Source organism: Nitrincola sp., from assembly GCF_048264025.1.
In the GTDB taxonomy this organism is placed as follows: domain Bacteria; phylum Pseudomonadota; class Gammaproteobacteria; order Pseudomonadales; family Balneatricaceae; genus Nitrincola.
On record NZ_JBLXDN010000038.1, the window covers coordinates 14173 to 35264 of the forward strand.

A 21092-nucleotide genomic window follows, 5' to 3' on the forward strand; every position below is an offset into this window, starting at 1 on the left:
AATACGTGCTATACATACGTCATAAATCCCAATCGAACAAGATACACAACATTTGTGTTTTCAGCAATAGTCATTGTAATGCTGATTAAATGCAAATTTTATATCAATTAAATTCATCGGGTGAGCATAGAAGTAGCCTTGTCCATAGATCTGTACTGAACCGTTGTTAGCAAATCTTAAGTGGCGATCCATTTGTTCTGATTCAACACCTTCAAATATAAGACCGCTATTTGCGTATTTTGACAGAACATTTACAAGTTCTTGCGTTGTTTTAATATCAAAGGAATTATAATGTAAGTACTCTTTATCAATTTTTATAATATCCCAGTTTATTACGCCTAGAGTAGTTTTTTGGTTTACCGAGCTTCCAATGTAATCGTCAAGCCAAATATTTACTCCGAATCTTTGGAGAAGGTGTATATTTAGCTGTAGCTTTTTGTTATGTATGTCCGTATCAATAACTGTAACTTCTAATGCTAAGGGAACATATAGGTTACAAATCATATAATCAACAAAATCATCGTCAAGTAAGCAAGACAATTTTATGTTTATTGATACAGTAAGGCCTAAAATATCCTTGGATATCTCATTTATAAATTTTTGTTGACTTTTTGCAATTTCTTTTATAGTGTCACTATCCAACCCATCAAACAGTGTTTCGATAGACTTTATTCTCTTGTCGAACCCGTCAATATTTTTTGAGATTAGAGATAAACACTCTAAATACTTAGTCATTGGTTGTTTGAATCTATCCACAGTGAAGATAGGTTGAAGCATGTACTCAAAATGAATCTCATCATTGTTGATGAGCAATGAATAATTGTATGTAGGGCTTGCGTGTTTCGCTTCGCTGTTTTTATCCACATAAATTTTTAGCATTTTCCACCTCGTTCCAAATCTTTGTTTGCAGCAGACAATTTTACAAAATGTCGCGTTAAATTATGACGGTATAATGATAAATGCAATGATCGCGCCCCTTTTAACAGCAAAGAGTACACCGTGTTTATCTCACGGTGAATAATAATGGTAGCACCGAGGTAACAGTGTTCAAGGCTTTGGGCGGAATTAATGTGGATTAATTTTAAAGATTTAAAAATTAACTTAGATTAAGTCTTTGTTGTGACATTTGTCACACATTAATCATCTATAGCAGTTCGATTAATTATTGGATTAAGTGATTACTTTTACTGAAAATGATACTGATCTTTGACTCTATTGTAGTTAACAATATTCGACTTCTCTGTTCAGCGCCTTTTATCAAGCAGTTTTGGTGATATAAGCTTTTGCTATATGTTTATATATGTAGTTTTAGGACCTGAATCTATTGATTGGAAAGTGGCTTCTAGAATTTTTGTATTAAATGATTTCTATCTATCGCAGATTTCAATGCATCCGTATCCTAGTTTTACTAACCCATTTGACTTTAGTTTGTTTAGCTGGATTCCGACCGCTTCTTTTGTAACTCCGAGAAGTCCAGCAAGCTCTTTTTGAGTGATTTTGACTTCTTGTGTTTTTTGCCAGAGACATAGTTGGCGAAGCATCATTAGTGTCCTGTCATACAGACTTTCAAATACAGCGGACTCTGCTAAGTTGTAATAGTGTTCTGCATAGTAAGCCAGTTGATTACAACAAGAAAGATATAACGGCGGATTTATGTTTAGTAGTTCAAGAATGTTTTTAAATTCTATTCTGGACACTATCGCATCGTTAGTTGCAATAGCATCATTAGGTCGCTTGCCTGATCCAAAACAACCAATTAGTCCGAACCATTCACCGGCTGTCAGATCTTTAACAATAAACTCTTTCCCATCTTTGTTTATGTTGCATATTCGAATAGTTCCGTGGTCAATCCTATATATGTGTTTTGCGCAATCTCCTCTTCGATGTACATAACTGCCTTTATTATGCTTAATCACCTCAAAGATATCGCCTGATAATTTATTTAGCTCCGAAATTAATGATTTTGACATGCCTACTTCTGACTCTTTTTCCATGATAACAATCCAGATTGTAGTTTTCCGACTTCCAATCTATTATAACTTAATCTCCAAATCAAGGAGGCAATATGAAAACCATAGCATTTTTACTTAGTCTTTTTATCGTAATCTTCAGCTCATACACGTACTCTGCAGCTTTTCCTTCAAAAAAATTTCTTCCAGTTGAATCAGCCGAAGAAATTGCAAAGAGTGCCATCCATGTATGTAATCAAAATAACTTGCCAGTATCTGTATCGATAGTGAATGACCAAGGAAGGTTACTCTACTTCTATAGAGGAGAAGGCACTGGAAGCAATACCGTAAAAACTAGCTTTAGGAAAGCCTATACTGCCGCAACGCTCAAAACAGCGACTTCTGATTTGATAATGGCTGTAGAGACAAAGGGTCTATCTCAGCTAGGAAAAATGGAAGACGATATTTTATTGTTAACGGGAGGCGTACCTATTAGAGATGGTTCTCACGTTGTTGGTGCTATTGGAGTTTCTGGTGCGCCAAGCCCGCAGGCCGATGAAAATTGCGCTGTAGCCGCAATTGACGGCTTTATGAAATAGATTGCATGCCTACAGATTAAATGGCCATATAATTCTGTAACTGAGGCAACTTCTGGTGGTTACTGTTATCAGCCTTTAGTTGCCATTTTCATTTGGCATTCCTTTATATAACTTCATCATACAGGAGCAATAATGCCATAAGGTACTAATTCTTCATTAGAAAGGTCGTCCATCAGGCTTGCAGAAAGTAACATTGAGGTTACGCAGATAATCTTGGAGGACAACGAAATGCCTGATACACACCTTAGTCAGCTGACACTTTCCACTAGCCAGCAAAAAGTACCTGCCAATCTCATCGAGCAGCGTCGAGCCAAGTTGATCACCCGTTTGAACGAGCAAAAGCGATTAGCTACATGCTTGGTGGAAGGTAAGCCGTTTGAAGCATATAAGGAAAAGCTTGAAACCGATGAACAGGGACACAAGCGTAAAGTGCGTGTACCCAAGCGAGTTATCCCCTGGTTCTACGAAGTAAAAGGCAACTACTTTTTGGAAGTGCGCTATGGCACCAAGCCACTTGAGCTAAGCAAAGGTAACCACGCCGTGACCGTTGGTGAACAGTCAAAGTTGGTTGAAGTAATAGATGTGGTGGTTAACGCCGTTGAAGCTGGTGAGCTTGATGCGCAACTGAGCGCGGTGTCAAAGCCAAAGAGGAAAGGGTGAGGACAAAAATAGCGGGGTAGGGCAGTGCGAAAATGTATATACTATTCGACGCTAGGGCAACCCAGAGAGATGAAGCCGATGCGGCTGCCACTGCCCTGGCCCATGGCCGGAGCCACCTTGGTGGCGTGGGTGGTGTTAGGCTGCTCAGCCTTGGGCTGATCGTCGCCGGGAACGAAGGTTTCGACGGTCATAGAGTCCTTATCTGTTCACTGCTGGAATTAAGAGCGCGGATTATACCTGAACCGGGCCGCAAGTACAGGTCAGAAAATCATCAGTTCCCATTTGCTTAAACGGTATCCGGGGCGCACTATGGAAGTAGGCGAGAGTGGAGCAGACTGCGGCTTGCTCTACCTTTTCAGGGAGATAACGGACGCCGGGAGGGCGCTTTATGACAATGACCCTGACCTTTCTGGGCGCAGCCGGTGAAGTGACTGGCTCCTGCCATCTGCTGACCCTGGGTGAACACCGGGTCCTGCTCGATTGCGGTCTGATTCAGGGAAGCCGCCAGGCGGAAGCCCGCAACCGCGAACCGTTTCCATTCGAACCTGGCACCATCGATGCGGTGATCCTCAGTCATGCCCACATCGACCATTCCGGTCGGCTGCCCCTGCTGGTGAAGCAGGGGTTTCAGGGGCCAGTGTTTACCCACAATGCCACCGCCGAACTGTGCGACATCATGCTCAGGGATGCGGCCATGCTGCAGCGCCGGGACGCCGAACGCCTTAACAAGAAGCTGGAGGCTCGAGGAGAGCCGCTGGTGGAGCCGCTGTTTACCGAGGAGGATGTGGATGCCCTGATGGCCCTGATGGTGCCTCTGGAATATGGCCAGAGCCGGAAGGTGCTTCCTGAGCTTCGCTTCGAGCTGGCGGATGCCGGCCACATTCTGGGATCTGCCATAGTGCAGTTGTGGCTGGAGGGGCAGGGCTGGCAGCGCAAGCTGGTGTACAGCGGCGATCTAGGGCGTAAGGGGATGCCGGTGATTCAGGACCCCGCCTACATCGATACCGCGGATCTGGTGGTGATGGAGAGCACCTATGGGGACAGGCTTCACCGCAGCCTGCCGGACACCCTCGAAGAGCTCAAGGGGATCTTTGCCCGCGCCATAGAAACCGCCAGAGGCAACATCCTCATTCCCGCGTTCTCAGTGGGCAGGGCCCAGGAGCTCCTCTACCTGTTGCACCTCCATGCCAAGGAGTGGGATCTCGGTCGTTGGCGCGTGTATCTGGACAGCCCCATGGCCACCGAGGCTACCCGGGTCTATGTGCGCCATTTCCATCTGTGTGACGACGAGTTCAAGGCCTTTACCCGCCAACACCCTGGCCGCCATCCTCTGCTGTCCAACATCGAGTTTGTTCAGACCACCGAGGAATCGATGGAACTGAATGAGGTGGACAGGGGGATGATCGTCATCGCAGGCAGCGGCATGTGCAATGGTGGCCGCATTCGCTGCCACATGGAGCACAATCTCTGGCGTGAGGAGGCGGATGTGATCATCTGCGGCTATCAGGCCAAGGGGACGCCAGGCCGTGCCCTGGTGGATGGTGCTCAGAGCCTGAATATCGGAGGAAAGCCGGTGGAGGTCAGGGCTCGGCTGCATACGGTTGGCGGCCTGTCGGCCCATGCGGACCGGGATGAGATGACCGACTGGTACCGGCATATCCAAGGTGCGCCTCCAGTGGTCTTGGTGCATGGTGAAACAGAGGCTCAGCAAAGTTTTGCCGAACACCTGTCCCAGTACAGCCGCCATCTGGTGGTGGCCCAGCGCTTTGATTGCCTGGATCTGACCGCGCTTCCGGAGCTGGTGTGGCTGAGGAGCGAACTCTGAGGCGAAATTTTCATCAAATGAACCTCGTTTCGATAATCCCGATTAAAGCCCCGACCGTCACAGGTCGATAACAGGATCATGGGGGAGTATTGCTCTCTGTGATCGTGAAGCATGGCTAATTTCATGCAGATAACTGTACTATTTTTACAAATGCGCTTCGCAGAACTCCCCTCTAGATTGATAATGCTCCCAAAAGCTGTGCAGTTTATGTGATCGGAATTACTGAAACGTAAATCCCATAAACTTTAGTATTGCTCGACGGCAGCGCAAAAAAACACAATCAAGCGCCAAATGTTAACGCCTATTGTAAAGGCGGAATGAGGGGTCACATGAGAGAAGTAGAGTTCAGAACCATAGACAGGTTGTTTATCAAACTGACGCTGAACGAGAAGTTTTGGGTGCTGTTCCTGATGGCCGCTTTGGCGGTGATGGGAGTGGCGACCAAGGGTTATCTTGACGTCAGTCGACTGGCGGAGCAGAAGAGCCTGGCGCAGGCCCAGGGGCAACTGGCTTCGGCGGTGAAGGTGGTGAACACGCTCAAGGGCGATGCCAGAGAGCAGGCTGCCAGTGCATTGGGTCTGAAGCTCAATGGTCTGGGTGGTGAGCCGCGCCGCCAGGGTGAGCGCATCATTGTCAGCGCCCCCCTGGCCAGCGGTGGTCACGCTGAGCTGTCCATGGCCGTGCCCGCCGATGAGGCCCAATTGAAATCCGAAGCACTGACCCGGGTGGGGCTCGCTTCTCTGTTGCTCATTCCCATTGCCCTGTTCAGTTACTGGCTGGCCACCTTCCTTGGCGGCGCCCTGTGGGTCAAGCACCAGGCGATTCAGCGCATCGCCGATGGGGATCTGACCTCTCGCCTCGGCTTTCACGTGGGCCGGGAGGAGTTCGGCATCATCGGTCACCAACTGGACCGCACCATGGATACTCTGAGTGAATTGGTGAGCACGGTACAGAACAGCTCCGCGACCCTGAACCAGAGCGCCTCCGTGTTCAGTGATGACAGTCGCAACAGTCAGGAGCAGATCGCCTCCCAGTACAGCTCACTGGACTCTGTGGCCACCGCCATGGAGGAGATGAGCGCCACCGCCAAGGACATATCCAACCTGGCGCAGCAAACTTCCACTCAGCTGGAGCAGGATGGTCACAAGGTGGCTCAGAGTAACGAGAAGGTGCAAAACGCCATCGTTGAGACCACTGAGCTGGCGGATAAGACCGACGCAGCCTCGGTGACGGTGAATAACCTCACCGCCAAGGCCACCGAGATCAATGAGGTGATCACCACCATCAACGCCATCAGTGAGCAGACCAACCTGCTGGCACTGAACGCGGCCATCGAGGCGGCCCGTGCCGGTGAGCAGGGCCGGGGCTTTGCGGTGGTGGCCGATGAAGTGCGCACTCTGGCCAGTCGCACCCAGCAGGCTACCGTGGAAATTCAGGCGATGATCGACAACCTGCAAACCGAGACCCGCGGTATCGCGGACATCACCTCCCACACCCTGAAGCAGGCCCACCACAGCCGTGAGCTGATCAGTGAGATTGGCCAGGATGTGAATGCCATTGCCGACTCCGCCCGAGGGGTGATGGAGATGAGTGCCCAGATCGTGGCTGCGGTGGAGCAGCAGACGGCGGCGGCCAATGACATCGCTTCCGAGCTGTACGACATTCGCGGTCAGTCCAACGCCATCCGCACCAGCGCCGAGCAGTCTGCGGTGAGCGTGAACGAGCTGGCGGAGAGCTCTCTGCAGTTGGGTGAGATCCTGAAGAAGTATCGCACTCAGCAGTAAGCCCAAGTTTGCTATCCAGGGGAGCTCAGGCTCCCCTTTTTTTATGCTTGTATCCAGCCACTTCAGGGGCTACTCTGCGGGCATCTGAGTCAAGTGAGAAAGTGATATGACCATCTGGGTCGATGCCGACGCCTGTCCTGTCGTCATTAAAGAGATTCTGTTCCGCGCCGCGGACCGTACCCAAACACCTCTGGTGCTGGTGGCCAACCGGGGCATGCGTACCCCCCCTTCAGCCTGGATACGGGTCCAGGTGGTGCCAGCAGGCTTCGACGTGGCGGACAATGAAATCGTCAAGCAGGTGCAGCCGGGGGAGATGGTGATCACCAGTGATATCCCGCTGGCGGCGGAGGTGATCGAGAAGGGCGCCGAAGCGCTCAGTCCCAGGGGGGAGGAGTTCAACGCCGGCAACATCCGCGGTCGCCTCAACATGCGTGACTTCATGGACACCATGCGTGCCAGCGGTGTGCAGACCGGTGGGCCACCGCCCCTGAGTCAGCAGGAACGTCAGTCCTTTGCCAATGCCCTGGATCGTTATCTGGCAAAGCTCAAGTAAAAAAGAACCCGGCCAATTGGCCGGGTTCTTGGTTTTAGCGCCTTAGCTTACCAACCGCACTGACGGCCGGCGGCCTGATTCTGTTGATCCAACCAGGTGTGCAGCGGCTCGAAGTAGTTGAGGATGGCATCGCCACTCATCTTCTCGGTGCCGGTGACCATGGCCAGGGCCTGAGGCCAGGGTTGGGACAGGCCGGACTCAAGCATGGTGTTCAGCTTGGCACCCGCTTCTTTGTTGCCATAGATGGAGCAGCGGTGAATGTCGCCCTCGTAGCCTGCGGTGTCACACAAGGACTGGTGGAACTGGAACTGCAGGATGTGCGCCAGGAAGTAGCGGGTGTAGGGTACGTTGCCCGGTACATGGTATTTGGCGCCCGGGTCGAAGTCAGCTTCGGTGCGCGCCACCGGACTGGCCACGCCTTGATACTTGGCGCGCAGCTCCCACCAGGCCTGGTTGTAGTTCTCCGGGGTGATCTCGCCGGAGAACACCTTCCAGCGCCACTGGTCGATCATCAGGCCGAAGGGGAGGAAGGCCACCTTGTCCAGGGCCTGACGCAGCAGCAGGCCGATGTCGGCATCGGCGCTGGGCACCTCTTCCAACAGGCCAATCTGTTTCAGATAGCTCGGGGTGATGGAGAGGGCGATGGTGTCGCCAATGGCCTCGTGGAAACCGTCGTTGGCGCTGTCCTTAAACAGGAAGGGCTGATTCTTGTAGGCGCGCTGGTAGATGTTGTGGCCCAGCTCATGGTGAATCACCACGAAGTCTTCGGCGTTCTTCTGGATGCACATCTTGATGCGGATGTCGTCTTCGTTATCCAGGTCCCAGGCACTGGCGTGGCACACCACGTCGCGGTCCTGGGGCTCGACAAACAGAGAGCGCTCCCAGAAGGTCTGAGGCAGGGGTTCAAAGCCCAGGGAGGTGAAGAACTGCTCCGCCTGCTCCACCATCTTGATCTCGTCGTAGTCGTGTTGGGCCAACAGGGCGGTCAGGTCAAAGCCGGGATCCGCCTGTTCCGGGGCCACCAGATCATAGATGTTGCCCCACTGCTGAGACCAGAGGTTGCCCAGCAGGTGGGCGGGAATCATGCCGTCCTGGGGGACGACGTCGGTGCCGTACTCTTCACCCAGTTCTCCGCGCACGTAGCAGTGTAGGGCGTCATACAGAGGCTTCACCTCACCCCAGAGGCTATCCAGCTCCTTGGGGAACTGGGCGGCGGGCATGTCGTATTTGGAGCGCCACAGCTCCCCGACATCCTGGTAACCCAACTGTTTGGCGCCCTCGTTGGCCAGCTCGACCTGGCGGGTAAACAGGGGGCGCATCGGCTTGGAAATCTCGCGCCAGCCCTGCCACACCTCCAGCAGCTGCTCAGGGTCTCTGGAAGTAGCCATCAATGAGGAGATCTGTGGCTGACCCAGACAGTCGCCGTTGGCCATGCAGTAGCGGCCTTTGCCATAAAGGCCGCCGAGCTCAGCGTTGAGTTTGGCCAACTCTTCGCTTTTGGCCGGGCTGTCGGGGGAGGGCAACACTATGGTGCGCTTGAGCACTTCCAGTTTACGCAGCTCCTCCTGGGTCAGGTCTCGGGTGTCTGCCTTGGCGGCCAGGCTGGCGTACTCCACCGCCTTGTCGTTGAAACGGCGCTCGGCGTCGGAGGCCAGGGCGGCGGTGTCTTCGGTGATGAAGTTGCTGTAGATCCAGGCGGCGCGGCCGGATTCCTCAATCAGGTTGGAGAGATCCGCTTCGGCGCTGGCAATGAATTCGCTGGTGCTGGGCTGGGTTGCCTGGTTCGCGTCGGCCTTGTCGTTGGGTTTTTCGGCCGGAGCGCAGGCGGTGAGCAGCGCAAGTGCCACGGCGGACAGGGCCGTGGGAGATCGCATAAGAGCCATAGAGCTTTCCTTTGCTTGTGGTTGTTGTTGATCTGTGCGGCATTCTAGTATGCCAGCCCAGGTGTGAAAAGCGACAATGCACCATGACCCCAATTCGCAAGGGATTTACTGCTAACGCTTGGAAAAGGCGGGATTATTCCTAAGTTCAAACAGTTTGCCTTTGGCTGCTTTGACATTACCCAAGCCGCAGAGTAAGTTAAAACAAGTGTTTTAATCAGGAAGACGCACACATGTCTAATAAGCAAGGTACAAAATCTCGTATCTTGGACGCTGCGGAAAGATTGTTTGCAGAGCGGGGGTTTGCGGATACCTCCCTGCGACTGATCACCAGCAAGGCGGAGGTGAATCTCGCCTCGGTCAATTACCATTTCGGTTCCAAGAAGGAGCTGATTCAGGCAGTACTGGCGCGCTACCTGGATCAGTTCATGCCCGCTTGTGAAGAGGCCCTGGGCGAGTTGGATGGCCAGTCAGAGCTGAGCGTGTCCGCCATCTTCGAAAGCCTGGTTCAGCCACTGCTATCGTTGGACCAATTGCGTCACCGCGGGTCGACCATATTCCTTCAGCTGCTGGGGCGTGGCTACATCGAGAGCCAGGGCCATCTGCGTTGGTTCGTCACCACCCACTACGGCAAACCCCTGGAATTGATCGTCAAACTGATACACCAGGTGGATAAGGATATCGACGACGCAGAGCTGTTCTGGCGCCTGCACTTTACCCTGGGCACCATGGTGTTCACCATGGCCTCGCTGGATGCTTTGAATGACATCGCCCAGGCCGATTTTGATCAGCAAAACGACGTGGAGTCGGTGATCAAGAGATTGATCCCCTACGTGGCCGCAGGCGTGGTCGCCCCGGCTCCCCATCTGTCAAGGACACAGATTAAGGAAGTATCATGACGCTGTTTATTCTGGTAATCATCGCCCTGCTGGTGCTGTTTGGCGTGACGGACATTCGCCGACAGTTTATCACCAAGCCGGTGTTTTCCTTCTTTAGAAAGGTTTTGCCCCCACTTTCCCAGACCGAGCGGGAAGCGATGGAAGCAGGCACCGTGTGGTGGGATGGCGAGCTGTTCTCCGGTCGTCCTGACTGGCAGCAGCTGCACAATATGCCCGCCTCCGAACTGACCGGTGAGGAGAGAGCCTTCCTGGATAACCAGGTAAACACCCTGCTGAAGATGCTGGACGATCACCAGACGGTTCAGGACGATAAGGACCTGTCTAAAGAGGTGTGGGATTACCTGAAGCAGGAGCGCTTCTTCTCGATGATCATCCCCCGGGCCTACGGTGGCCTGGACTTCTCTGCGCTGGCGGCGTCCACCATAGTGGCGCAGATCGCCTCCCGCAGCCTGACCGCCGCCATCACAGTGATGGTGCCCAACTCCCTGGGGCCGGGCGAACTGTTGGCTCATTACGGTACCGAAGAGCAGAAACAGCGCTGGCTGCCTGGCCTGGCCGAAGGCACAGAGGTTCCCTGTTTTGCCCTGACCGGCCCTGAAGCCGGCTCCGATGCTGGCGCCATTCCCGACAGCGGCGTGGTGTGCATGGGCGAGTATGAAGGCAAGGAGGTGTTGGGCCTCAAGCTGAACTGGGATAAGCGCTACATCACCCTGGCGCCTGTGGCCACGGTACTGGGTCTGGCATTCAAGATGCGCGACCCGGATGGCCTGCTGGGGGATAACAAGGAGATTGGCATCACCTGCGCGCTGATCCCCGCCGACCACCCAGGCGTGGAGCTGGGCAATCGTCACAACCCGCTGAACATGGCCTTTATGAACGGCACCACCCGAGGCAAGGATGTGTTTATCCCGATGGAGTGGATCATCGGCGGCCCGGATTACGCTGGTCGTGGTTGGCGCATGCTGGTGGAGTGTCTCTCCGCCGGTCGTGGCATCTCGCTGCCTGCTCTGGCCACCTCGGCTGCCCATATGGCCACCCGTACCACGTCAGCTTACTGTGGCGTACGCCAGCAGTTTGGGGTGAACATCGGCCAGTTCGAAGGGGTCCAGGAGGCGTTGGCGCGCATCGTCGGCAACACCTATCTGCTTGAGGCGGCTCGTAAGATGACTGTCGGTGCCATCGACATGAAGCAGAAGCCTTCGGTGGTGACCGCCATTGCCAAGTACCACATGACCGAGTTGGGTCGCTCCATCATCAACGACGCCATGGACATTCATGGCGGCAAGGGAATTCAGCTGGGTCCCAAGAACTACCTGGGTCACCAGTATATGGCTCAGCCGGTTTCCATTACCGTTGAGGGGGCCAACATCCTCACCCGCAACCTGATGATCTTCGGCCAGGGTGCCACCCGCTGTCACCCCTATGTGCTGTCCGAGATGGAAGCGGTGGCGATGGAGGACAAGGACCAGGCACTGAAGGTGTTTGACGGTCTGCTGCTCTCCCACATGATTCACGGTGCCCGCAATGCCCTGGTGTCTCTGGGCAGTGCCCTTACCGGCTCCCGCTTCAACAATGCACCTGTAGCCGGGGACACGGCTCAGCACTACCGCAACCTGGGTCGCCTCAGTGCCAACCTGGCGCTGATGTCGGATCTGGCCATGGCCACCCTCGGTGGCAGTCTGAAGCAGAAGGAGATGATCTCCGCTCGTCTGGGTGATGTGCTCAGCCAGCTGTACCTGGCCTCTGCGGTACTGCGTCACTACGAAGCGGAAGGGCGCCAGCAGGGGGACCTGCCTCTGGTGCACTATTCGGTGGCGCGTTGCACCCACCTGGCCGCCAAGGCGATGGAGGAGGTGATTCGCAACTTCCCAAGTCTGCCGGCACGCTGGCTGGCCAAGGTGATGATCTTCCCTATCGGCAACCATTTCCATATGCCCTCTGATGAGTTGGCGCAGCAGGTGTGCGACACCGTGGCCCAGCCTGGGGTGCTGCGTGAGCGGTTGACTCACCTGTGTCCTGTCCCTGAGGGGCTGGAAGACGGCATCAGCGAAGTGGAGTCTGCCTTCCTGGCCCTGCATAAGCAGCAGCCCCAGATGAAGAAGATCAAGCAGGCGATGCGTCAGGGTACCCTGGTCAAGCAGGCGATCACCCCGGAGGTGATTGAGCAGGCCAAGGAGGAGGAGGTGATTACCGACTCCGAAGCCAGTGAGCTTATGCTGGCCTGGACGCTGCGCACCGCAGCCATCCATGTGGATGAGTTCGCCACCCTCTAGGGGCAGCGATGGAAAAGGGCCGGCATATAGCCGGCCTTTTTTGTGCCTTCATCTGAAGTGATTGACGTGTCCAGGCGTTTGCAGAAAAGAGGGGCATTGGGTCTTGCGACCTGATAGGGCATGGCCGGTGTCTCTGCTCAGAGTCAGTTGTCTCAGGTGTCGTCGCTGCTTCAAGAGCTGGGCTGGAGAAGGGCGGTTGAGATGGGGCGTGTACTTTTTGGGGGCAGAGTGGTTTCTGAACTGGAAATAAAAAAGGGTTGGCCAAAGCCAACCCTTAATCATCTGTTCAGTGGAGATTACTCGACTACAACAACCTTGGTGGTGTTAGTGCCGCCGATGGTCTCCATCATGTCACCCTTGGTAACCAGAACCATGTCGCCGCTGTTCAGCAAGCCAGCTTCTTTTATCTCGCTGATGGCTGCCGCCACCATGTGACCAGGAGTGTGCTCGGTGGAGTCGAAGCGTACAGGGTACACGCCACGGTACAGGGCCATGCGGGCCAGGGTCGCATCGTGACGAGACAGGGCAATGATAGGCAGGCCGGAGGTGATGCGGCTCATGATCATCGGGGTGTTGCCGGACTCGGTCAGGGCAACGATGGCCTTAACGCCTTCCAGGTGGTTGGCGGCGTACATGGTGGCCAGAGCGATGGTCTCTTCAACGGTCTTGAAGCGCTCATCCAGGCGGTGACCGGAAACCTGAACACGAGGGTTCTTTTCGGCGCCGATACACACGCTGGCCATCGCCTTGACGGTCTCTTCAGGGAAGTCACCGGCGGCGGTTTCGGCAGACAGCATCACAGCGTCGGTACCGTCGAGAACGGCGTTAGCCACGTCCATGACTTCGGCACGGGTTGGCATTGGGGCAGTGATCATGGACTCCATCATCTGGGTCGCGGTGATCACAACGCGGTTCAGCTGACGGCAGCGGGCGATCAGCTTCTTCTGTACGCCCATCAGTTCGGCATCACCGATCTCAACACCCAGGTCACCACGGGCAACCATTACGGCGTCGGAGGCCAGGATAACGTCATCCATGGCTTCGTCGGTGGCAACGGCTTCGGCGCGCTCTACCTTGGATACGATGTGCGCATTGCAGCCCGCTTCGCGAGCCAGTTCGCGAGCGTAGTGCAGATCTTCACCGGTGCGTGGGAAGGACACGGCCAGGTAGTCCACGCCAATCTTGGCAGCGGTCTTGATGTCAGCTTTGTCTTTCTCGGTCAGGGCTGCTGCGGAGAGGCCGCCACCCTGCTTGTTGATGCCTTTGTTGTTGGACAGAGGGCCAGCGACGGTCACGGTGGTGATAACGCGGTTGCCTTCTACCTTCTCAACGCGCAGCTGAACACGGCCGTCATCCAGCAGCAGGATGTCGCCGGTGTCCACGTCCTGTGGCAGGGTCTTGTAGTCCAGGCCTACCTGATGCTCGTCACCTTCACCTTTGCCGAGATCGCTGTCCAGCACGAAGGTGTGGCCCAGGGGCAGGTGTACCTTGCCATCTTTAAAGGTGGACACTCGAATCTTGGGACCCTGCAGGTCACCCAGGATGGCCACATGGCGGTTGTGCTTGGCAGCAAGCTCGCGTACCTCGTTAGCGCGCGCGATGTGATCCTCGGGGCTGCCGTGGGAAAAGTTCATCCGTACGACGTTGGCGCCGGCTAGGATGATCTTCTCCAGGTTGCCGTCGCGATCAGTCGCTGGACCCAACGTGGTTACGATCTTAGTTCTTCTGAGCATAGGTAACTCCATCAGAATACTGGCTCTAAAGTTTAAGTAGATGAAACTCCCGACCTTATGGTTGAAAGTTCAACATGAAAGAAAATTACGTAAATTATAAATGTTGCCGCATGACAAAAATGTGACCTGGCGCAAGGTCGACAAGCCTAAGGAAGCAATTTGTTGAGGTCAAGTGTAGTCGTTGTGACAAAGAAAATGCCGCTGAGTGGGATTCACAGCGGCATTTTGGGGAGAGGGGCTTACAAATTCGAGGGTTTTTCGAAACGGGATTCGCGTATCGCTTCTTTGACGCGCTTCAAATTCTCGCGGAAGCGGGGGCCTCGGCGCAGGGTGAAACCGGTGGCTAAAACATCAATCACCGTCAGGTGAGCCAGGCGGGACGCCATGGGGATAAACATGTCGGTGTCCTCGGGCACCTCCACGCTGACTGCCAGCGTGCTCTCACGGGCCAGGGGGCTGTCCTTGGCGGTGATGGAGATCACCTGGGCGTTGCTTTCGCGAGCCAGGCGCGCCACCTCCACCAGGGCCTTGGTACGACCGGTGTGGGAGAACAGCACCAGCACTGAGCCGGCACTGGCGTTGATGCAGCTCATACGCATCATCAGCACATCGTCGAAGCAGCTGACCGGCACATTGAACCGGAAGAACTTGTTCTGGGCGTCGTGGGCCACGGAGGAGGAGGCCCCCAGGCCGAAGAAGGAGATGTGCTGCGCCTGGGTGAGGATGTCCACCGCACGATTGATCGCCATGGGATCAATGGATTGGCGGGCAACGTCCAGGGCTGCCATGGAAGATTCAAAGATCTTGTTGGTGTAGGAGTCCGGGCCGTCGTCCTCGTCCACATGACGGGAAACGTATGGGGTGCCGTTGGCCAGGCTCTGTGCCAAATGTAACTTGAAGTCCGGGAATCCCTTGGTGTCGAGGCGTCGGCAGAAACGGTTCACCGTAGGTTCACTTACGTCTGCCATCTTAGCCAAAGTGGCTATGCTGGCGTGTATAGCGGTCTGGGGTGAGGTTAAGATGACTTCCGCTACCTTTCGCTCGGACTTACTGAAGTTACTGAGGTTCGTCTGTATTTTTTCTAGTGTATTCATAAGAATAATCGCCCAGTTAACCGAGAGTACAACTGCGGCTCTTTGCCTGAACACGCCTATAATTGCCAATAAAGCACTGTATACTGAGGCGTTGCTCTCAGGTTGTGAGATGCAGTTAGGATAAGTTTACAAACAGTGTTGTAATTTATCTAGCTTTTGAGTGACCGCTAAGGTTGCGTCGGCGAAAAAAATTCTCTTTAATGTAGTTAATTTACGAAAATGTGACGCCACGGACGTGGCAACATCCTTCTATATAGGAGTTGGATAGTGACTCACTTTACCGGCTCGGTAGCCAAGCCCTGCGATTTCGTGCTCTTCGGCACCGTTGGCGATCTGGCTCGCCGCAAATTGATCCCCTCCCTGTACCAGCTGGACAAGGCTGGTCTGCTTCACAGCGGCACCCGGATCTTTGGTGTGGCCCGACGTGAAATGACTCAGGACGATTACCAGCAGGTGATTCGCACCTCCCTCAGCGAGTTCCTCAAAGAGGAGGTGGAGACCGACACCCTGGAGCGGCTGCTGGCCCGCTGCACTTACGTTGCCATGGACTTCACTCAGCCTGAAGGGTATGAGCAGTTCCACGCCCTGCTGAAGACTCAGCCGGACAACGTCATGGTGAACTACTTTGCCACCCCACCTTCTATCTACGGTGACATCTGTCGTTGCCTGAAGTCCGCCGGCCTAATCGAGCCTGCCACCCGTGTGGTGCTGGAGAAGCCCATTGGCCACGACCTGGCATCCTCCATGGTGATCAACAATCAGGTGGCGGAGTTCTTCCAGGAGAATCAGATCTACCGCATTGACCACTACCTGGGTAAAGAGACAGTTCAGAACCTGGTGGCCCTGCGCTTCGCCAACTCCCTGTTTGCCTCCAAGTGGGATAACCGGACCATCGACCATGTGCAGATCACCGTGGCCGAAGAGGTGGGCATCGAAGGTCGCTGGGACTACTTCGACAAAGCGGGCCAGATGCGTGACATGATCCAGAACCACCTGCTGCAGGTGCTGTCTCTGGTGGCCATGGATCCGCCGGTGAACCTGGATGCGGACTCCATCCGCGACGAGAAGGTCAAGGTCCTCAAGTCTCTGCGTCCCATCGACAGTAATAACGTATTCGAGAAGACGGTCCGGGGTCAGTACTCCGCCGGCTTCCTCAAAGGCAGCCCGGTGCCCGGTTATCTTGAGGAGGAGGGGGCCAACCTGGACTCAGACACAGAGACCTTTGCCGCCCTGCGTGTGGACATCGACAACTGGCGCTGGTCCGGCGTGCCTTTCTACCTGCGTACCGGCAAGAGGATGCCCTATAAGTGCTCCGAAATCGTGGTGAATTTCAAGAATCCGCCACACAACCTGTACCGGGACAGCTACCGTCAGCTGCCACCCAACAAGCTGACTATCCGTCTGCAACCCCATGAAGGGGTCGAGATCCAGATGATGAACAAGGTACCGGGCCTGGATGAGACCCAGCGTCTGCAGACCACCAAGCTGGACCTCTCCTTCTCTGACACCTTCAAGAACGAGCGGGTGGCCGACGCCTACGAGCGTTTGCTGCTGGAGTGCATGCTGGGTAACCAGTCTCTGTTTGTTCGTCGTGACGAAGTAGAGCAGGCGTGGAAGTGGTGTGATTCCATCCTCGCGGCCTGGGCGGGCTCCCACGAGCCACCCAAGGCGTACCCGGCGGGAACCTGGGGACCTGTGGCCTCGGTGGCCCTGATTACTCGCGACGGCCGCTCCTGGGATGAGTAGGAAAGATCATATGATTACTTTGCCCGTATACAAAGAGTTTGATACCGCACAGGGTCTGGCCGAGACTCTGGCGGTGAAGATCGCTTCCCGACTACAGGATGCCATCGACGCCAGGGGCAGCGCCTCTCTGGTGGTGTCCGGAGGAAGCACCCCCCTGAAGTTGTTTGCCCAGCTGTCCCGACAGCTGATCGATTGGCAGGATGTGTTTATCACCCTGGCCGATGAGCGCTGGGTGGCGCCAGAGCATGCCGATTCCAACGAGCGTCTGGTGCGGGAACACCTGCTGGTACGCCGCGCAGCCAAAGCCAAATTCCGCAGCCTGAAGAACATCTACTCCGTGGTGGATGAAGGCGTGGGGATGACCGAAGAGGTGCTCTCCAACCTGCCGCGTCCCTTTGATGTGGTGGTATTGGGTATGGGCAACGATGGTCACACTGCATCACTGTTCCCCTGTTCCGAACAGCTTGAAGAGGGGTTGACCACAGAGCGAACCTGCCTGGCGGTTCATCCGACGACGGCCCCTCACGGGCGTCTGTCTCTCTCCCTGAAGGCGCTGCTGGACAGCAGGCAGATCTATCTGCACCTTCACGGCGAGCCTAAGCGTGAGGTGCTGCAGCAGGTACTGAAGTCCATAGATGCGAATGAGATGCCGATCCGGGCGGTGCTCAATCAGCGACAGACCCCGGTGGACGTATATTGGAGTCAAGCCTAATGACACATGAAACCCTAGTGGCGGTAACCGAACGCATCATTCAGCGCAGTCGGGCCCGTCGTCAGGCTTACCTGGCACGGATGGCCAAGCTGGAGGAGCAGGGTGTAAACCGTCAGGCACTCTCCTGCTCCAACCTGGCCCACGGTTTTGCCGGTTGTGGCAAGCAGGATAAAGATGACCTGCGTCACTTCAATAAGGCCAACATCGGCATCGTTACCGCCTACAATGACATGCTGTCGGCGCACCAGCCCTATGGTGTCTACCCGGACATCATCAAGGAAGCCTGCCGCGAAGTGGGCTCCGTCGCCCAGGTGGCCGGTGGTGTGCCCGCCATGTGTGATGGTGTGACTCAGGGCCAGCCTGGTATGGAGCTCAGCCTGATGTCCCGCGATGTGATTGCCATGGCCACCTCCGTAGGTTTGACCCATGCCATGTTTGATGGCGCGCTGATGCTGGGTATCTGCGACAAGATTGTTCCCGGACTGCTGATGGGTGCCATGAGCTTTGGCCATCTGCCAACCCTGTTCGTGCCTGCCGGTCCCATGCCCTCCGGTCTGCCCAATAAGGAGAAGGCCAAGGTTCGTCAGGAGTACGCCGAGGGTAAGGTGAGCGATGAAGACCTGCTGAAAGCGGAATCTGCCTCCTACCACAGTCCTGGAACCTGCACCTTTTACGGCACCGCCAACTCCAACCAACTGGTGCTGGAAGCCATGGGGCTGCAACTGCCGGGCTCCTCCTTCGTCAATCCCACCAGCCCACTGCGCCACGAATTGACTAAGCTGGCCAGCCAGCAGGTGTGCCGCATGTCCCAGCAGGGAGACAGCTTTACTCCTCTGTATAAGATGGTGGATGAGAAGAGCGTGGTGAACGGCATCGTCGGTCTGCTGGCCACCGGTGGTTCCACCAACCTGACCATGCACATCGTTGCCGCAGCCCGTGCGGCCGGCATCATCGTTGACTGGCAGGATTTTGCCGAGCTGTCTGCGGTAACGCCTCTGCTGGCGCGGGTGTACCCCAATGGCCAGGCGGACATTAACCACTTCCACCAGGCGGGCGGTATGGCCTTCCTGATTCGGGAACTGCGTCGAGGTGGCCTGCTTCATGAAGATGTTACCACCGCGGCAGGCCAGGGCCTGGAGCGTTACACCCAGAAGCCTGAGCTGGTGGATGGCAAGGTGGTGTGGAATGACATCCCAGAAGCCAGTGGCGATGACGAGGTGCTGCGTCCCATCGACAACCCCTTCCTGCCCAACGGTGGCATGAACCTGGTGAAGGGCAACCTGGGCCGTGCGGTGATCAAGACCTCGGCGGTTGCGGACGAACATCAGGTGGTGGAAGCCCCTGCCATGGTGTTTGAGTCTCAAGCGGCGCTCACTGAGGCGTTTAAGAGCGGCAAGATGAATAAAGACCTGATCGCGGTGGTCCGCTATCAGGGTCCTCAGGCTAACGGTATGCCTGAGTTGCACAAACTGCTGCCTCCACTGGGAGTGTTGCAGGATAAAGGGTTTAAGGTGGCACTGGTGACCGATGGTCGCATGTCCGGTGCTTCTGGTAAGGTGCCCGCGGCGATCCACATCAGCCCGGAAGCCCTGGACGGAGGCCTGCTGGCCAAGGTCCGGGACGGCGATCTGGTGAGATTGGATGCCAAGCGTGGCGTAGTTGAATTATTGGTTGACGAAACTGAGCTGGATGCCCGTGAAGTTACTCCCGTCGACCTGCGGGACAATGATGAAGGCTTTGGCCGTGAACTGTTCCGCAATATGCGTAAGCTGCTCTCCAGTCCGGAAACTGGGGCTTCGGCGCTGTTAGATTAAGCGAGGAAATGATGGAAAATTGGAGCATCCAGCCTGAACAGGTGTTTGAGATCAGCCCAGTGGTGCCTGTGATGGTGATTGAACACCTGGACCAGGCGGTACCCCTGGCCAAGGCCCTGGTGGCCGGTGGCATTCGTATCCTTGAAGTGACCCTGCGCACCGAATGTGCCCTGGAAGCGATCAAGCTGATTCGTGAAGAGGTCCCTGAGGCCCTGGTTGGGGCGGGCACTGTTCTCAACCAAGAGCAACTTCAGGCCGTTGCAGACGCCGGCGCGCAGTTCGCCATCAGCCCGGGTGTGACTACCGCGCTGCTGGAAGCGGGCGCCCACAGCACCATTCCGCTGATCCCTGGTGTGGCGTCTGTGTCTGACGCCATGAAGGCGATGGACTTCGGCTATACCTACCTGAAGTTCTTCCCGGCGGAATCCAGCGGTGGCGCCAAGGCGATCAAGTCCATGGGCAGCCCCCTGTCCGGACTGGTGTTCTGCCCAACCGGTGGCATTGGCCTGGCCAACTGCAAGGATTACCTGTCTCTGGATAATGTGGCGTGTGTGGGCGGCTCCTGGGTTGCCCCTATGGACGCTGTCCGTGATGGAGACTGGCAGCGCATCAGCGACCTCTCCTGTCAGGCACTGGCCCACATCAATGGGTAACGGCTGGCCGGCTAGAGGCGCAACAGCATAAATAAAGGCCGCTACTTTCGAGTATCGGCCTTTTTATTCTTATGCATGCCGACGCTGATCTCAGTGTTCAGTGGTGTCTGGGGGCATCATAGGTTGCCTCTGATAATGCAGCGCGAAGGAGCCAGGCGCCAATAGCAGTTTCAACTACTCCCCCCGTCAGGGCAGGCCATACAGGCTGTGTGGGGAGAAACATAAAAGCCACTCCGGGCAGTGCTAACAGTACGCCTAGCAGCCAATACAGTTTCAGGCCATACAGGGTCTGGAACATCAGGTAGCGGCAACCGATGGTGATCAGCATGACCGGAAAGAACCAATTTGGATTCACCTGGCTGACTCCAAAGGCGATGGCCAGGCCGCCGAAGAGCAGGGCAGTGGTCTCCAGTGCCAAGGGGCCCATAGGGTTATTCTTAAGGTGTGTTCCGGCGCGGCCCAAAGCCTTGGAGGCCACCAGGCTTAGAGGGAAGATGGTCATTCCTCCAATAAATAGGGTGAAGATGCCGGCCACTGTGCCAACTTTCAGGCAGACTGCAGCGGCAATCAGCCACACGATTCCGGAGATTGTTACTCCGGGCCAGCCATCGACATAGGCGTCTCTCATCCCTTGCTGGGCGCTTTCAACGTTCATCCCTGCACCATGATATTTCAGTTGGACCCGTTACGGGCTAAGACTGGTTCAACCTAATCAACAATTGAACGAAGATCAATCAATTGCCTGGTTGATGAACTGGCGTAACGGCCTGGAGGGTTGTGGCAGCTGTGGTTGAAGTCGAAGGGTTCCCTGGGTGTCAGGCAAAAGAAAAGGCCCGCCGGAGCGGACCTTTTACTGCAACACACAACTTAAAGCGGATAAACGTCTTACTTGGCGGGCATCGCGACGGGCTCCCGGGG

18 protein-coding genes are annotated in these 21092 nt (G+C 55.3%); 11 read left to right on the forward strand and 7 right to left on the reverse strand.

From position 1 onward, the window contains the following. Positions 1 to 60: 60 nt before the first annotated feature. Together ACN0R1_RS18090 and ACN0R1_RS18095 are read right to left on the reverse strand one after the other, a co-directional pair. A complete protein-coding gene (locus ACN0R1_RS18090) occupies positions 61 to 879 on the reverse strand; it encodes an EAL domain-containing protein (RefSeq protein WP_417585398.1) in 819 nt (272 codons plus the stop codon). Positions 880 to 1367: 488 nt separating this feature from the next. Then, positions 1368 to 1994: a Crp/Fnr family transcriptional regulator gene (locus ACN0R1_RS18095; RefSeq protein WP_417585400.1), complete on the reverse strand. Its 627-nt coding sequence runs from the start codon at positions 1992 to 1994 to the stop codon at positions 1368 to 1370. A 71-nt stretch (positions 1995 to 2065) separates the two neighbouring features. Between ACN0R1_RS18095 and ACN0R1_RS18100 the strand changes: the two genes are divergently transcribed. Both ACN0R1_RS18100 and ACN0R1_RS18105 read left to right on the forward strand, forming a co-directional pair. Next, positions 2066 to 2548, forward strand: a complete 483-nt coding sequence (locus ACN0R1_RS18100) for a GlcG/HbpS family heme-binding protein (RefSeq protein ID WP_417585402.1) — start codon at positions 2066 to 2068, stop codon at positions 2546 to 2548. A 228-nt stretch (positions 2549 to 2776) separates the two neighbouring features. Then, the gene (locus ACN0R1_RS18105; protein ID WP_417585404.1) at positions 2777 to 3208 is read left to right on the forward strand and encodes a DUF6641 family protein; all 432 of its coding nucleotides are present in this window, start codon (positions 2777 to 2779) and stop codon (positions 3206 to 3208) included. Positions 3209 to 3249: 41 nt separating this feature from the next. Here the strand turns inward: ACN0R1_RS18105 and ACN0R1_RS18110 are convergent, their stop codons facing one another. Then, positions 3250 to 3399, reverse strand: coding sequence for a hypothetical protein (locus tag ACN0R1_RS18110; RefSeq protein WP_286339419.1), 150 nt, complete (start codon positions 3397 to 3399; stop codon positions 3250 to 3252). A 197-nt stretch (positions 3400 to 3596) separates the two neighbouring features. Here ACN0R1_RS18110 and ACN0R1_RS18115 point away from each other — a divergent pair, with 197 nt between their 5' ends. The 3 genes from ACN0R1_RS18115 (at position 3597) to ACN0R1_RS18125 (ending at position 7370) form a co-directional block, all read left to right on the forward strand. Beyond that, positions 3597 to 5033 carry an MBL fold metallo-hydrolase RNA specificity domain-containing protein gene (locus ACN0R1_RS18115; RefSeq protein WP_417585406.1) on the forward strand — a complete coding sequence of 479 codons (1437 nt, stop codon included), beginning with the start codon at positions 3597 to 3599 and terminating at the stop codon, positions 5031 to 5033. Positions 5034 to 5362: 329 nt separating this feature from the next. Beyond that, entirely contained in the window at positions 5363 to 6817 is a 1455-nt protein-coding gene (locus ACN0R1_RS18120) for a methyl-accepting chemotaxis protein (RefSeq protein ID WP_417585408.1), read from the forward strand. 106 nt (positions 6818 to 6923) lie between these two features. Beyond that, positions 6924 to 7370, forward strand: coding sequence for a YaiI/YqxD family protein (locus ACN0R1_RS18125; RefSeq protein WP_286339413.1), 447 nt, complete (start codon positions 6924 to 6926; stop codon positions 7368 to 7370). Positions 7371 to 7417: 47 nt separating this feature from the next. Here the strand turns inward: ACN0R1_RS18125 and ACN0R1_RS18130 are convergent, their stop codons facing one another. Further along, positions 7418 to 9253 (reverse strand): M2 family metallopeptidase, encoded by a 1836-nt coding sequence (locus ACN0R1_RS18130; RefSeq protein WP_417585410.1) that lies wholly within the window; start codon positions 9251 to 9253, stop codon positions 7418 to 7420. A gap of 230 nt (positions 9254 to 9483) precedes the next feature. Between ACN0R1_RS18130 and ACN0R1_RS18135 the strand changes: the two genes are divergently transcribed. Both ACN0R1_RS18135 and ACN0R1_RS18140 read left to right on the forward strand, forming a co-directional pair. Beyond that, the gene (locus ACN0R1_RS18135; protein ID WP_417585412.1) at positions 9484 to 10149 is read left to right on the forward strand and encodes a TetR/AcrR family transcriptional regulator; all 666 of its coding nucleotides are present in this window, start codon (positions 9484 to 9486) and stop codon (positions 10147 to 10149) included. Continuing rightward, the gene (locus ACN0R1_RS18140) at positions 10146 to 12422 is read left to right on the forward strand and encodes an acyl-CoA dehydrogenase (RefSeq protein WP_417585414.1); all 2277 of its coding nucleotides are present in this window, start codon (positions 10146 to 10148) and stop codon (positions 12420 to 12422) included. Before ACN0R1_RS18135 ends, ACN0R1_RS18140 begins: the two co-directional genes overlap by 4 nt. A gap of 296 nt (positions 12423 to 12718) precedes the next feature. Here ACN0R1_RS18140 and pyk read toward each other — a convergent pair whose 3' ends face one another. Both pyk and ACN0R1_RS18150 read right to left on the reverse strand, forming a co-directional pair. After that, entirely contained in the window at positions 12719 to 14155 is a 1437-nt protein-coding gene (gene pyk, locus ACN0R1_RS18145) for a pyruvate kinase (RefSeq protein WP_417585416.1), read from the reverse strand. A gap of 239 nt (positions 14156 to 14394) precedes the next feature. Continuing rightward, positions 14395 to 15249 carry a MurR/RpiR family transcriptional regulator gene (locus ACN0R1_RS18150; protein WP_028110629.1) on the reverse strand — a complete coding sequence of 285 codons (855 nt, stop codon included), beginning with the start codon at positions 15247 to 15249 and terminating at the stop codon, positions 14395 to 14397. Positions 15250 to 15516: 267 nt separating this feature from the next. Here ACN0R1_RS18150 and zwf point away from each other — a divergent pair, with 267 nt between their 5' ends. The 4 genes from zwf to ACN0R1_RS18170 are packed head-to-tail and all read left to right on the forward strand — an operon-like array spanning position 15517 to position 20174. Then, entirely contained in the window at positions 15517 to 16995 is a 1479-nt protein-coding gene (gene zwf / locus ACN0R1_RS18155) for a glucose-6-phosphate dehydrogenase (RefSeq protein WP_417585418.1), read from the forward strand. Between the two features lie 10 nt (positions 16996 to 17005). Further along, positions 17006 to 17707 carry a 6-phosphogluconolactonase gene (gene pgl, locus ACN0R1_RS18160; protein WP_417585420.1) on the forward strand — a complete coding sequence of 234 codons (702 nt, stop codon included), beginning with the start codon at positions 17006 to 17008 and terminating at the stop codon, positions 17705 to 17707. Further along, positions 17707 to 19521 carry a phosphogluconate dehydratase gene (gene edd / locus ACN0R1_RS18165; RefSeq protein ID WP_417585422.1) on the forward strand — a complete coding sequence of 605 codons (1815 nt, stop codon included), beginning with the start codon at positions 17707 to 17709 and terminating at the stop codon, positions 19519 to 19521. The genes pgl and edd overlap by 1 nt, the downstream gene beginning before the upstream one ends. 11 nt (positions 19522 to 19532) lie before the next feature. Next, positions 19533 to 20174: a bifunctional 4-hydroxy-2-oxoglutarate aldolase/2-dehydro-3-deoxy-phosphogluconate aldolase gene (locus ACN0R1_RS18170; RefSeq protein WP_417585424.1), complete on the forward strand. Its 642-nt coding sequence runs from the start codon at positions 19533 to 19535 to the stop codon at positions 20172 to 20174. Between the two features lie 97 nt (positions 20175 to 20271). Here ACN0R1_RS18170 and ACN0R1_RS18175 read toward each other — a convergent pair whose 3' ends face one another. Further along, on the reverse strand, positions 20272 to 20829 hold the full coding sequence (locus ACN0R1_RS18175) for a DUF7010 family protein (RefSeq protein WP_417585426.1): 558 nt from the start codon (positions 20827 to 20829) through the stop codon (positions 20272 to 20274). Positions 20830 to 21092 lie beyond the last annotated feature (263 nt).